Consider the following 12,416-nt stretch of genomic DNA (forward strand, 5'->3'; position numbering starts at 1 on the left):
GACGACTTGCCGACCCTCCTCTGGGAGCACGAGTTCGAGTTCATCGAGTATCGCTTCATCGATTTCTTCACCGGCGAGGGCGGTGGCACGGCGATGCCTCAGGCCATCGGCCAGTCGGCGGCTCAGGGTATGACTCCCTCCGACCGAAAGGCACGAGTCGCCGAGGAGGCCCCCGCAAGGGCCAAGAGCCTGATCGAGATCGACGACGTCGACTCCACACTCTACTTCCTGGATGAAGCGGAAATCAGCTACCTGGCTCGGGAGCTGGAGGAGGAATATCAGCGAGACGTCCGAGGCAGCGCGTTCAACATCCTGTTCGACCTGTTCGAGATCAATGCGGATCTGAATGTCCGTCAGGAGATCCTCCGAGCTCTCGAGCGCCTGTTCCCTAATCTTCTGAACGCCCGCGACTATCGCAGCGCTGCTGCGGTGCTCCGGGAATCCAAGCTGCTCCGGGACAAGGCGGTGCAGCTGCAGCCGGAGCTCACCGAGCGGCTCGAGGTCTTTGTCACCAAGCTGAGCGAGCCGGCCATCGTGGGACAGCTGCTGCAGTCCCTCGACGAGGCGAGCCATCTCGGCGTGGATACCCATGCCGCCGAGGTGCTGCGCGAGCTTCGGGCGACTGCCCTGGAGCCCTTGGTAGGCTGGTTGCCGAATCTCACCTCCGACCCGCTGCGCAAAATGCTGGAGGAGGTGGTCGATCGGTTGGCGCACAGCTATCCGGCCGAGGTCCAGCGAATCCTCAAAGAGCCGGAGTCACCGGCGTTGCTCGGAATGGTCACCCTGTGTGGCCGGCTGGGTCTGCATCAGGCTGTTCAGGGGCTGGCAGAGACCATCAATCATCCTGATCCTGCTATCCGCCTTGCTGTGGTCCAAACGCTGGGACTGCTCGGCACCCCCGGCGCGATGTCGGTGGTCGACAAAGCCATCGAAGACAAAGATCGAAACGTGAGGCTGGCCGCGGTACGGGCGGCTGGTTCTCGCGGCTACAAGGGCGCGCTCCGGCGCATCGAAGCCCTTGTCCTGGGTAAGGCGATCAAGGACATGGATCTGACGGAGAAAATGGCCTTCTTCGAAGCCTATGGCTCCATTGCGGGCGCCAATGCGCTGAAGCCCCTCAGCGCGCTCCTGCTCGAGCGTGGCTTGCTGCGGATGAAAGAGCCGCCGGAGACTCGCGCGTGCGCCGCAATAGCGCTGGGACGATTGAAGACTGCCGAAGCCCGGGAGGTCCTGCAGCGGGCCCAGGACGACAAGGAGTTGGTGGTTCGGAATGCGGTCAATCGCGCGCTGCGAGAGGCTAAGAAGTGAGCAGCCCGATCGAGCTGGCCACCGGCGCCCCAGGCGACGACGGACAGCTGCGTCAGGGCGGCCGCTCACTGCTGCTCGCGCTCTACACCGCGCTGCGCAGCCTCAAGCTGTATCCCCTGGAGAACGCGACGGTTCAGAAGTCCCTGAGCGACCTCGACAACACCACCCGCGCGCTACTCAGGAGTGAGATCGAGCTGGAGATCCGGCTGGCCGGCGACTTCATCTTCGTGAACTCCACCCGCCTTCGGCTCGAGCTCGACAACTACGCCTCCTTCAGCCACATCCTGGCCATGCTGCGGGCGTTCGATATCGGTGCCTTGCGGGTGCACGGCAGCGAGCGCCGGGAGTGGCAGATCCTGTTGAGCCTCTTCCTGAGCCTCTCGGAGCGGGGCGAGCCGGGCGACCGCTTCGAAGAGCTGTTCGAGCGGCTGGCCGCCGGCGGTGTCACCGGCCTGGAGATCGAGCGGGCCAGCCACACCGATCCCGACGCAGAACAGTCCCGGGAAGCGGCCAAGCGGATCTATTCCCAGGGCGTGGCGGTCACCAAGGACGTGATCACAGGGGTCCGGCTAGGGCGGGCCACCAGCGTGAAGCGGGTGAAGCGGGCGGTCCAGCTCATCGTCGATCAGGTGCTGAACAACGAGACCTCGCTGGTGGGCCTCACCACCATTCGCGACTACGACGAATACACCTTCACCCACTCGGTAAATGTGTGCATCTTCTCGGTCGCGCTGGGCAAGAAGCTGGGGCTCACCCGGCTGCAGCTCTACGACCTGGGCATGACCGCCCTGCTGCACGACGTGGGCAAGGCCCGGGTGCCGGTGGAGATCCTCAACAAGACCAGCGGCCTCGATGAGGTCGAGTGGCGCATCATGCAGGCCCACCCGTGGCTCGGCGCGCTCACCCTGTTCGGTATGCGGTCGCACGACGAGCTGCCCTACCGCACCATTCTGGTGGCGCACGAGCATCACATGAAGACCGACCTGACCGGCTACCCCAAGTCGATCCGGCCGCGGACGCTGGGCATCTTCTCCAAGATCGTGGCCGTGGCCGACGGCTTCGACGCCGCGACCACCCGCCGCAGCTACCAGACCATCCCGATCGAGCCGGACCAAGTCCTCAAGGAGATGTGGGACAATCCCAAGCGGGGCTACGACATCGTGCTGGTGAAGGCGCTGATCAATCTGATCGGCATCTATCCGGTCGGCACCTGCGTCATCTTCGATACCCTCGAGGTGGGTATCGTGGCGGCCCCCAATCCCGAAGGGCAGCAGCTCCACCGGCCGTTGGTCCGGCTGGCCATCGATATCGACGGCGGCACCGTGCCGCCACCCGGCCAGCTGGTCAATCTGGCCGAGCAGGATGAGAGTGGCGCCTTCCGGCGGTCGATCGTGAAAGTCACCAATCCTGGGCGCTACGGACTGACGGTCGGCGACTACTTTGTCTGAATCGAGGCTGGCGCCGGTCTGGTCGGCACTCCGAGCCGCCCAGCGCCGCGCGCTGATCCCCTACCTCACCGCCGGCTATCCCACGCCCGAGGCGAGTCTCCAGGCGTTGCGGGCGGCGGACCGGGTCTCCGACATCCTGGAGGTGGGAGTGCCGTTCAGCGATCCGCTGGCGGACGGGCCCACCATCCAGCGCTCGACCTTCGAGGCGCTGCGGCAAGGCATGACGCTGGCGGGCACCCTGGAGCTGATCGGCCGCGCCAGGCTGTCCCGGCCGGTCGTGGTTTTCAGCTACCTGAATCCGATCCTCCGCTACGGGATCGACCGCTTCCTGGCGGCGGCCGACGCGCTGGGCATCGCCGGGCTGCTGCTGACCGATCTTCCCGCCGGAAGCGATCCTCCGGTGGAGCGGGCGGTCCAGCGGAGTCCACTCGACCTCATTCGTCTGGTGGCGCCCACCACCCGCCCGGAGCGCATGGCCCGGGCGGTGGAGGGCGCGGAGGGCTTCATCTATCTGATCGCTCGGCTCGGTGTCACCGGCGCGACGGCATCGCTGGCCGCGGGGCTGGAAGGGTCGATCGCGCAGGTGCGTGCCGCCAGCGCGCTGCCGGTGGCGGTCGGGTTCGGCATCTCGACTCCGGCCCAGGCCAGTGCGGTCTCCCGCGTGGCCGACGGCGTCGTCGTCGGGAGCGCCCTGGTGGAGATCCTCGGTACCGGGGGCGTCGATGCGGCCGCCGACTTCCTCAGCAGTCTGCGGGCCGCGCTGAACGGGGGTGGTGGGCACTCATGAAGCTGGACGTTCAGCGAATGCTCGATCGTTACGCCCGGGTGCTCTCGACCGGAGGCCTCATCGTGGCGGCCGCCGCCCTGGCCGTCGACCTCCGCTGGCTGGATCAGCCGATCGCGGTCCTGCTGCTCACGCTGACGGTGCTCGCGTTGCGCGCCGCGCCCGTCCGGCTGAGCAAGTATTCCTACCTCACCCAGACCGGCGTCCCGGCCCTGGTCGGCGGGATCTGTGTCGGTCCCAGTCCGGTGGTGCTGGCGCTCCTGATCGGCACCTTCACCTCCGATGTGCTCTGGCTCAGGAAGCTTCCCCGCGCCGGACTGATCAATGCCGGACGCGAGGTGCTCGCCTTCCTCTCCGCCTACGGCCCCTACGCCGCGGTGCTGGCGGCGAGCGGCGCGCCCGACCTCTCGCTCGACTTCCTGCCCGCCGCCGCGATCTTCGTCTGTTTCTATTTCTTCGCCGGGCGGAGCCTGTTCTACTTCACCCTGCTGATCCGCGACAAGCTGGAGCACGCGGAGAAGATCCTCATTCTCCGCTGGGAGATCATCAGCTATCTCCTGACCCTCGCCGCCACCGTGGTGGTGGTCGGCTCGCTCAGGGTCCTGGCCCCCGTCGGTTGGATCACCGTGGGCTTCGCGCTGGGGCTGTTCGGGCTGCTCACCCGGCGCATTCTGGAAGAGGCGATCGGTGCCGAGGACCTGAACAAGGTTCACCTGATGGAGGCGGCCATCGCCAGCAACGCGACGTTGCAGGGGTCGTTTGATCAGATCGAGCGGTTGGCGTACCGGCTGATCGATTGGGGGGACTTCCGGATCTATCGCGCAACGGCCGACGGGCCGGCGCTGACCTATCGCGGCGCGCTGGGGCGGCCGGGCCGGGGCGATCCGCCGGACGAGATCACCCAGTTCCGCCTGGAAGCGATGACCACCAGCAAAACCGTGATCGTCAAGGATGTTCGCAAGGATCCGCGGGTGCAGCGGCCGATGCCGCAGATCGGGAGCCTCGTCATCCACCCGATCCGCTTCGGGGACGAGCTCCTGGGCACGGTCGAGGTGGACCATCCCAAGCGCCACGCCTATGGCGCCAAGGATCTGCTGGCGCTCAGCACCCTCGCCAACCAGATGGCGACCGCCATTCACATCACCGAGCTGCGCCGGCCGCTGCTCAGCACCGTGGAGCAGATCGGCGGCCAGGTGACGGCGCTCGCCCGGGTCACCGACTCGTTGCGCACCTCGGCCAGCGCGCTGGCGGACGCGTCCCAGGGCATGCACCAGGGCGCGTCCGAGCTGGAGCGCTTCGTCGCAGGGGGCCTGCGGGCCACCGACGCCCTGTCCGCCGCGTCCCGTGCCATGTCGACCCAGGGGGCGCAAGCCGCGGATGCGAGTGGCACCGCCGCTGAGGTGGCGGTGCGGAACCGCGCCGTCATCGGTGACGCGATCGACCGGCTGGTGGGATTGAAAGGATTCGTCTCCGCCAGCGCCGACCAGGTGGGAACGCTGGGTCGTCTCACCGCGCGCATCACCGGGTTCATCGGCACCATCCGGGAGATCGCCGACCTCACCAACCTGATCGCGCTCAACGCGGCCATCGAGGCGGCCCGGGCCGGAGCCGGAGGTCGTGGGTTCGCCGTGGTGGCCGACGAGGTACGCGACCTGGCCGCCCAGAGCCTGCACGCGGCCGGGGAGGCGCGGGTACTGCTGGAGGAGATCGCGGGGCAGGTCGCCACGGTGGCATCGCAGATGGAGCGCGGCCGGCAGGCGGTGGCCGGCGTGGAGGAGCTGAGCGCGGACGCCGCCATGGCACTGGAGGCCATCGTCGGCACCACCCGGGAGGCCGGCGAGCACGCCCGCGCCATCGCCCGCACCGCGGCCGAGCAGCTGGAGGCGGTGGGTGGGCTCACCGGTCAGATCCAGCAGGTGGCGGCCGGCAGCGCCCGGACCCGGAACGACACCGAGGCGCTGGCGCGGCGCGCCGCCGAGGCGGCCTCGGGTCAGGTCGACCTGGAGCGCGCGATCCGCGAGCTGGGCGACGTGGCCACCGATCTGCAGCGCATCGTGAGCCACTTCGCCGTCGAGAGCTGAGGTGGGGCCCCCCGCGCGCCAGCGGGTCTACGTGGCGCTGGGCAGCAACGTCGGAGATCGCTCGGCTCACCTGCGGCATGCCCGCCAGGCGCTCGGGGCCCTGCCCGGAACGGCGCTGGTGGCCGCGTCCGGCGTGGAGGAGACCGCGCCGCTGGGCGGCATGGACCAGCCGCCTTATCTCAATCAGATGGTGTTGCTGGAGACCGAGCTCGAGCCGCGCGCCTTGCTCGAGGCGTGTCAGGCCATCGAGCGCGAGGCTGGCCGGATCCGTACCGCCCGCTGGGGGCCTCGAACGCTCGATCTCGACATCGTCCGGTTCGGCGAGCGTCATCTGGCCGAGCCCGACCTTATCATTCCTCATCCGGAGCTGCCCAATCGCGACTTCTGGCTGCGAGAGCTGGCGGAGCTGCAACCCTACGATCGCGGACCGACATGAAGACTGAGTCACGCCCCCTCACCGTGCTCGATCTGCTCGCCATGAAGGCGGCCGGCCGGCGGATCGTGATGCTCACCTGCTACGACGCGGTATTCGCCCGGCTGCTGGAGCAGGCCGACGTGGATGTCCTCCTGGTCGGCGACTCGCTCAACCAGGTCATCGCGGGCCAGGAGACCACCCTGAGCGCGACGCTGGAGCAGATGATCTACCACGCCGCCGCCGTCCGCCGCGCGGCGCGCACCTCGCTGGTCTTCGTCGATCTTCCCTTTCTGACGTATCAAGTCACCGTTGCCGACGCGATCCGGAACGCCGGGCGGGTGCTGCAGGAGACCGGGGCCCACGGAGTGAAGCTCGAGGGCGGTCGGCCGATGGCGGAGACGGTGCGCGCTCTGGTGGACCGGGGCATTCCCGTCATCGGGCACCTGGGCTTGACGCCGCAGTCGGTGCACGCGCTCGGGGGCTACCGGGTGCAGGGGCGTGATCCTGGCGCGGCCGAGCGGCTGCTGACCGATGCCAAGGCGCTGGAGGAGGCGGGCGCCTGCGCGGTGGTGCTGGAGCTGCTTCCGGGTGAGCTCGCGAAAAAAATCTCCGCTGCGCTCACCATTCCGACGATCGGCATCGGCGCCGGCCCCGGCTGCGACGGGCAGGTGCTGGTGCTCCACGACATGCTCGGCCTCAACGAAGGATTCAATCCGAAATTTCTCAAGCGCTTCGGCGCGCTGGGCGAAGCGGTGCGGGAGGCGGTGCGCGCGTACGGTGCGGAGGTGCGGAGCGGGAGTTACCCGGGCCGGGAGCACAGCTTTGACTAGGGCGATGGCGGCGCCCCACTCCCCCATGCTGGATCTCACCACCATTGTCGACCTGCGGCGCTGGGTGCGCGAGCACCGGCGGGCAGGGCGTCGCGTCGCCCTGGTGCCGACCATGGGCTTCCTCCACGAAGGGCACCTGCGTCTGGTGGACGAAGCGCGCCGCCGCGCCGAGGCCGTGGTCATGAGCATCTTCGTCAATCCGCTGCAGTTCGGCCCCAACGAGGATCTCGACCGCTATCCTCGTGATCTCCCGCGCGACCGGCGGCTGGCCGAATCCCGCGGCGTGGACGCGCTGTTCCTGCCCACCGAGACCATGATGTACCCGCCGGGCTCCGAGATTCGGGTGGTGCCGGGTCCCACCGGCGCGCGCTGGGAAGGCGCCGCCCGGCCGGGCCATTTCGCCGGGGTGCTCACTGTCGTGGCCAAGCTCTTCCACCTGGTCGAGCCCGACGTGGCCTGCTTCGGACGCAAGGATGTTCAGCAGGCCACCCTCGTGCGCCAGATGGTGCGTGACCTCGACTGGGCGATCGACATCGTGATCGTCCCGACGGTGCGGGAGTCCGACGGACTCGCCCTCAGCAGCCGCAACGCGTACCTGTCGCCGGAGGACCGGCGGACCGCGCTGGGCTTGAGTGCGGCGCTGCGGGAGGCCCACGCGGCATGGCGGGAGGGCGAGCGGCGGGCCGAGCCGATCGAAGCGCGGATGCGCCGCACGCTCGCGGCGTTTCCCCAGGCGAGCATCGAGTACATCGCCATTGCCGATCCGACGACGCTCGCGCCGGTGACCATGGCGGAGCCCGAGACCGTAGTGGCGGTCGCGGCCCGGGTGGGAACCACCAGGCTGATCGACAATATCGTGCTGGGCACCGGCATCGAATGACCGCTCCGGAAGCGGATGCCTCGCTTCGATCGCCCGAGCTCCGGCCGACGCTGCCGGCCTGGGCGGTGGTCAGTCCCGAGCGGCGCGCCCATATCGAGCGGGTGGCCCAGCTCGCCTCCCGCTGGGCTGAGGAGATCGGAGTTCCGGACAACGAGCGCAATCGCTGGCTCCGCGCGGTCTGGCTGCACGATGCGCTGCGCGACGCGCCGATCGAGGAGCTGGAGAGCTGGGCCTCGAGCACACCAGGCCCCGCGCGCATCCGGCACGGCCCCGCCAGCGCCGCACGCGCCAAAGCCGAGGGCGAGACCGACCGCGGCGTGCTGGACGCAGTGCGCTACCATTCGATCGGACTGGCGGAGTGGGACATGGTGGGACGGGTGCTCTACTGTGCCGACTACCTGGAGCCCGGACGACCGCAGGACCCGGAGCATCGCGCCGAGCTGGCCCGGCGCTTCCCCCAGGAGCCCCAGGCGGTGCTGCGGCAGATCGCCACCGAGCGCCTCGCACACCTCGTCCAGTCCGGCTGGCCCCTGCCCGAACCCACGGTCCGTTTCTGGAACAGTCTCGTCGCCGGATCGTCCGCCTCACGCTGATCGCCGGAGGCGGCGTGGCCCTGCTGACCTTGCTGGCCTTGCTCCTGCCCGCCCGCCGCGAGCAGGTGGAGGGACACGCCTACGCTATCCCGTCCGGCAAGAATCGAATTGTGGTCGAGGTGTTGAACGGTACCCGCCGTCCGGGATTCGCCCGGGTGGCCACTCGGGTCCTGCGGGAACAGGGTCTCGACGTGGTGTTCTTCGGCAACGCGGAGGGTCCGATCGAGAGCACCCGTGTGGTCGTGCGTCGCGGCGATCCGGGGCGGGGCAAGGAGGTGGCCGACGCGCTCGGCGCCGGTCGGGTGGTGATTCAGCCGGACACGCTGCGGCGGGTGGATGTGAGCGTGCTCCTGGGTGACGACTACCGGCCTCGACTCCCGCTGCATCCCTGACGGCGAGCGCGGTCGCGAGCGTCAACAGATCCCGATGACCACATCCATGACGTTGGTTCCGGTGAGGCCCGGGCGGAGCAGGGCGCCGGCCGCGTCCAGGGCATGGTAGGCATCGTGGGCAGCGAGGTCCCGCGCCGGATCGCGCCCCGCATCCTGCACGGCATCCCAGGTGCGGCCGTCCACGATGGCTCCAGCAGCGTCGGTTGGTCCGTCCCGGCCATCGGTACCGGCGGCGAGCAGGGCGGGCCCAGTCCTCGTGCCTGCAAGCGTCCGGGCCGCGGCCAGGGCCAGCTCCTGACAACGGCCTCCCATGCCGGCCGACGAGCCGAGGGTCACGGTCGTCTCCCCTCCCCAGATGATGCACCGGGTACTGGCCTCAGGTTGCGGGATCTCCCCGCGACCGCAATGTTGGAGGAGTAAAGCGGCTACACTCGCTCCGGCCGCCGCCGCCTCCCCGGCGAGCGGCGTCCCCTCAATCACCGGAGCGAGGCCCAACTCGGCCGCCCGCTTGGCCGCAGCTTCGAGGGCCAGCCTGTTACTGGCGATCAGCTCGACGGACACCCGCGCGAAGGCCTGATCGCCAGGCTTTGGCGTCTCCGGCTTTTCTCCGGCCTCGACAGCGGTGACCAGGCGGCGGGCAGTCTGTGGCACGCGGTCCCAGAGCTTCGACTCCTGGAGCAGCCGGCGCACGTCGGCCGCGGTGGTCGGGTCGGGAACGCAGGGACCGGAGCCGATCGAGGCGAGGTCGTCGCCGATGACGTCGGACACCGCGTAGACCCGGACGCGGGCCGGGGCGAGTGCCAAGGCGAGCCGGCCGCCGCCCCAACGGGAGAAGCGCTTCCGGATCCGGTTCATGGCCGTGATGTCGAGACCGGAGCCGAGCAGCAACGCGTAGAGCCCGGACAGCTCGGCAGGGGAGAGCCCCTCCTCGGGTGCGCCGATGAGGCTGGTGGTTCCGCCTGACAGGAGCACCCACACCTCGTCGTCCGGGCCAACCCGCGTGGCGGTCTGCTCCAGGGCCAGGGCGGCCTCCAGCGATCCGGCACCGGGCTCGGGGTGGTCACCGCGGACAACGCGGAGGCGAGGGTGGGGAGACGAATCATCGGCCGGCCCGACGATCAGCCCGCCGGCGGGCTCAGCACCCCACTCCGCCAGCACCTCGACGGCGGCCCGCGCCATGGGGCATGCGGCCTTGCCGAGAGCCACGACCCAGCGGTGCGCCCGCGAGTCGGGGTGGAGACCGCGGAGCCGGCGCGCGAGGGCTGGGGCTGGGTCAACCGCTGCTGTAGCAACGGTATACAGCTCAACCAGCAGCTCGCGACTGGCCGGGATGGCGGTGCGATCGGCAGGGAAAGAGACCAAGAAAGGCTACCTTGTGAAAAAAAGCACAAAGTGCTATACATGGGTTGACGCATAATTATTCGGGCTGCCTTGCAATCTACTTACGCCCGGCGGCGGCGTCGCCCGTTTCGCCCCGCTCCATCTTCGACCGAGGTTTCGCGCATGGCCGGCCGCAACTTTCTCTTCGTCCCCGGGCCTACCAATGTGCCCGACCGTGTCCTCCGCGCCATGCACATCGCGATGGAGGACCATCGCTCCTCCGCGTTCCCCGCGCTCGCCACGCCGGTGCTGGAGGATCTCAAGAAGATCTTCCGGACCACCTCGGGCCAGGCGTTCATCTTTCCGGCCACCGGCACGGGGGGCTGGGAGGCTGCCCTCAGCAACACGCTCTCGCCCGGCGATCGGGTGCTGGCCTCGCGATACGGCCAGTTCAGCCACCTGTGGATCGACCTGGCCCAGCGCATCGGCCTCAAGGTCGACGTGCTCGATGTCGAGTGGGGCGAGGGTGCGCCGCTCGACCGGATCGAGGAGGCGCTGGTGGCCGACAAGGCGCACGAGATCAAAGGCGTGCTGGTGGTGCACAACGAGACCGCCACCGGGGTCACCAGCGACGTGGCCGGCGCCCGCAAGGCAATCGATCGCGCCAAGCATCCGGCGCTGCTCTACGTCGACGGTGTGAGCTCGATCGGCAGTCTCGATTTCCGGATGGACGAGTGGGGTGTGGACCTCGCCGTGACCGGCTCCCAGAAAGGCCTGATGCTGCCGGCCGGCCTGGGCATCGTCGCGGCCAGTCCCAAAGCGCTCGCCCGGCGGGAGCAGGCCAGGTGCGCGCGGGTGTTCTTCGATTTCGGCGACATGCTGAAGGCAACCGCCACCGGGTATTTCCCCTACACTCCCTCGCTGCCGCTCCTCTATGGGCTGCGCGAATCGATCGACATGCTGCTGGAGGAGGGGCTGGAGAACGTCTACGCCCGGCACCACCGGCTGGCCGAGGGTGTGCGGCTGGCGGTGAAGGCATGGGGACTCGAGCTCTGCGCCCGCGCGCCCAGGTGGTACTCGGACACAGTGAGCGCGATCCTGGTGCCGCCCGGTGTCAACGGCGCCGACGTGATCGACGTGGCCTACCGGCGCTACGATCTCGCGCTGGGCGCCGGCCTGGCGCGGATGGCGGGCAAGCTGTTCCGCATCGGCCACCTGGGCGACCTGAACGAGCTGATGCTGCTCGGCGCTCTCGCCGGCGCAGAGATGGCCATGCGGGATGTCGGCATCAAGGTCACCCCGGGCAGCGGCGTCGCCGCGGCGTCGGAGTACTATCGCGGCACCGCCAAGGCGTTGCCCACTCGCGAGAGTGCGCCCCGCGCGCCCGACGCGCAGCCCGCCGTCGCGGCCGCCGGAGCCCGATGAGCCACACCCGGCACGAACCGGCGCGCCCGCGGCTGCAACGGAGCGAGCTGGCGGTGCCGGGCTCGCAACCGGCGCTGTTCGGCAAGGCGCTGGAAGGGAGCGCGGACTACATCTTCCTCGATCTGGAGGACGCGGTCGCGCCGGGCGACAAGGAGCGGGCCCGCGCCAACGTGATCGCCGGGCTCAAGGAGCACGACTGGCGCGGCCGCGGGAAGACGATCTGCGTCCGGATCAACGGGATCGACACGCACTACATGTACCGGGATCTGGTCGACGTGGTCGAGCAGGCGGGCCATTGGCTCGATACCGTTCTGATTCCCAAAGTGGGCGTGCCGGCCGACGTCTATTTGGTCGATGCGCTGCTCACCCAGATCGAGAGCGCCAGGGGAATTCCTCACCGCATCGGGATCGACGTGCTGATCGAGACGGCGCTCGGCATGGCCCATATCGAGGCCATCGCGCAGTCGAGCCGCCGGCTCGAGGCGATGCACTTCGGGGTCGCGGACTACGCGGCGAGCTGCCGGGCGCGCACCGTCAGCATCGGCGGCCTCAACCCGGACTACCCCGGCGACCAGTGGCACGCCGGCCTCGCCCGGTTGGTCGTGGCCTGCCGGGCCTACGGACTCCGCCCGATCGATGGTCCCTTCGGTGACTTCAAGGACCCGGACGGCTACCTCGCCGCGGCTCGCCGCGGCGCCGCGCTTGGCATCGAAGGGAAGTGGGCCATCCATCCGTCGCAGATCGATCTCGCCAACCGGGTGTTCACCCCTCCGGCGGCGGAAGTGGAGCGGGCTCAGCGCATCCTGGCGGCGCTGGACGAGGCGGCGCGGGACGGCCGCGGCGCGGCGCAGCTCGACGGCAAGATGATCGACGCGGCGTCCGCCCGGATGGCGCAGAACGTGGTCGATACGGCGCGGGCGATCGGGACACCGCACTGACT

12 protein-coding genes are annotated in these 12,416 nt (G+C 69.2%); 11 read left to right on the plus strand and 1 reads right to left on the minus strand.

Going from position 1 to position 12,416, the window contains the following annotated elements; genetic code table 11:
• From VHR41_21215 to VHR41_21255, 9 genes are all read left to right on the plus strand, one after another.
• A partial coding sequence (locus VHR41_21215; GenBank protein HEX3236727.1) for a HEAT repeat domain-containing protein occupies nt 1–1,308 on the plus strand: 1,308 nt, incomplete at its 5' end.
• Nucleotides 1,305–2,756 (plus strand): HD domain-containing phosphohydrolase, encoded by a 1,452-nt coding sequence (locus tag VHR41_21220; protein HEX3236728.1) that lies wholly within the window; start codon nt 1,305–1,307, stop codon nt 2,754–2,756. The genes VHR41_21215 and VHR41_21220, both read left to right, overlap by 4 nt.
• A complete protein-coding gene (trpA, locus tag VHR41_21225; GenBank protein HEX3236729.1) occupies nt 2,749–3,543 on the plus strand; it encodes a tryptophan synthase subunit alpha in 795 nt (264 codons plus the stop codon). Before VHR41_21220 ends, trpA begins: the two co-directional genes overlap by 8 nt.
• Nucleotides 3,540–5,621 (plus strand): methyl-accepting chemotaxis protein, encoded by a 2,082-nt coding sequence (locus VHR41_21230; protein HEX3236730.1) that lies wholly within the window; start codon nt 3,540–3,542, stop codon nt 5,619–5,621. The genes trpA and VHR41_21230 overlap by 4 nt, the downstream gene beginning before the upstream one ends.
• A 1-nt stretch (nt 5,622) precedes the next feature.
• Nucleotides 5,623–6,057, plus strand: coding sequence for a 2-amino-4-hydroxy-6-hydroxymethyldihydropteridine diphosphokinase (gene folK, locus VHR41_21235; protein ID HEX3236731.1), 435 nt, complete (start codon nt 5,623–5,625; stop codon nt 6,055–6,057).
• Nucleotides 6,054–6,866 (plus strand): 3-methyl-2-oxobutanoate hydroxymethyltransferase, encoded by an 813-nt coding sequence (gene panB / locus VHR41_21240; GenBank protein HEX3236732.1) that lies wholly within the window; start codon nt 6,054–6,056, stop codon nt 6,864–6,866. Before folK ends, panB begins: the two co-directional genes overlap by 4 nt.
• Nucleotides 6,867–6,870: 4 nt before the next feature.
• The gene (panC, locus tag VHR41_21245) at nt 6,871–7,746 is read left to right on the plus strand and encodes a pantoate--beta-alanine ligase (GenBank protein ID HEX3236733.1); all 876 of its coding nucleotides are present in this window, start codon (nt 6,871–6,873) and stop codon (nt 7,744–7,746) included.
• Nucleotides 7,743–8,339 carry an HD domain-containing protein gene (locus VHR41_21250; protein HEX3236734.1) on the plus strand — a complete coding sequence of 199 codons (597 nt, stop codon included), beginning with the start codon at nt 7,743–7,745 and terminating at the stop codon, nt 8,337–8,339. The genes panC and VHR41_21250 overlap by 4 nt, the downstream gene beginning before the upstream one ends.
• A 14-nt stretch (nt 8,340–8,353) precedes the next feature.
• Nucleotides 8,354–8,731, plus strand: a complete 378-nt coding sequence (locus VHR41_21255; GenBank protein ID HEX3236735.1) for a LytR C-terminal domain-containing protein — start codon at nt 8,354–8,356, stop codon at nt 8,729–8,731.
• A 21-nt stretch (nt 8,732–8,752) separates the two neighbouring features.
• On the opposite strand, the gene VHR41_21260 is transcribed toward VHR41_21255, so the two are convergent.
• Nucleotides 8,753–10,093: a DUF4147 domain-containing protein gene (locus VHR41_21260; protein ID HEX3236736.1), complete on the minus strand. Its 1,341-nt coding sequence runs from the start codon at nt 10,091–10,093 to the stop codon at nt 8,753–8,755.
• A gap of 141 nt (nt 10,094–10,234) precedes the next feature.
• On the opposite strand from VHR41_21260, the gene VHR41_21265 reads away from it, so the two are divergent.
• Both VHR41_21265 and VHR41_21270 read left to right on the plus strand, forming a co-directional pair.
• The gene (locus tag VHR41_21265; protein ID HEX3236737.1) at nt 10,235–11,476 is read left to right on the plus strand and encodes an alanine--glyoxylate aminotransferase family protein; all 1,242 of its coding nucleotides are present in this window, start codon (nt 10,235–10,237) and stop codon (nt 11,474–11,476) included.
• Nucleotides 11,473–12,414, plus strand: coding sequence for a CoA ester lyase (locus tag VHR41_21270; protein HEX3236738.1), 942 nt, complete (start codon nt 11,473–11,475; stop codon nt 12,412–12,414). Before VHR41_21265 ends, VHR41_21270 begins: the two co-directional genes overlap by 4 nt.
• Nucleotides 12,415–12,416: the final 2 nt, after the last annotated feature.

This window comes from Gemmatimonadales bacterium (assembly GCA_036265815.1).
Lineage (GTDB): Bacteria > Gemmatimonadota > Gemmatimonadetes > Gemmatimonadales > GWC2-71-9 > CAVVWJ01.

Excerpts from the sequence above, each read along its gene's own strand:
- VHR41_21230 (HEX3236730.1), top strand. The coding sequence starts at position 3,540 with ATGAAGCTGGACGTTCAGCGAATGCTCGATCGTTACGCCCGGGTGCTC.
- panB (HEX3236732.1), top strand. The coding sequence starts at position 6,054 with ATGAAGACTGAGTCACGCCCCCTCACCGTGCTCGATCTGCTCGCCATG.
- panC (HEX3236733.1), top strand. The coding sequence starts at position 6,871 with ATGGCGGCGCCCCACTCCCCCATGCTGGATCTCACCACCATTGTCGAC.
- VHR41_21250 (HEX3236734.1), top strand. The coding sequence starts at position 7,743 with ATGACCGCTCCGGAAGCGGATGCCTCGCTTCGATCGCCCGAGCTCCGG.
- VHR41_21265 (HEX3236737.1), top strand. The coding sequence starts at position 10,235 with ATGGCCGGCCGCAACTTTCTCTTCGTCCCCGGGCCTACCAATGTGCCC.
- VHR41_21270 (HEX3236738.1), top strand. The coding sequence starts at position 11,473 with ATGAGCCACACCCGGCACGAACCGGCGCGCCCGCGGCTGCAACGGAGC.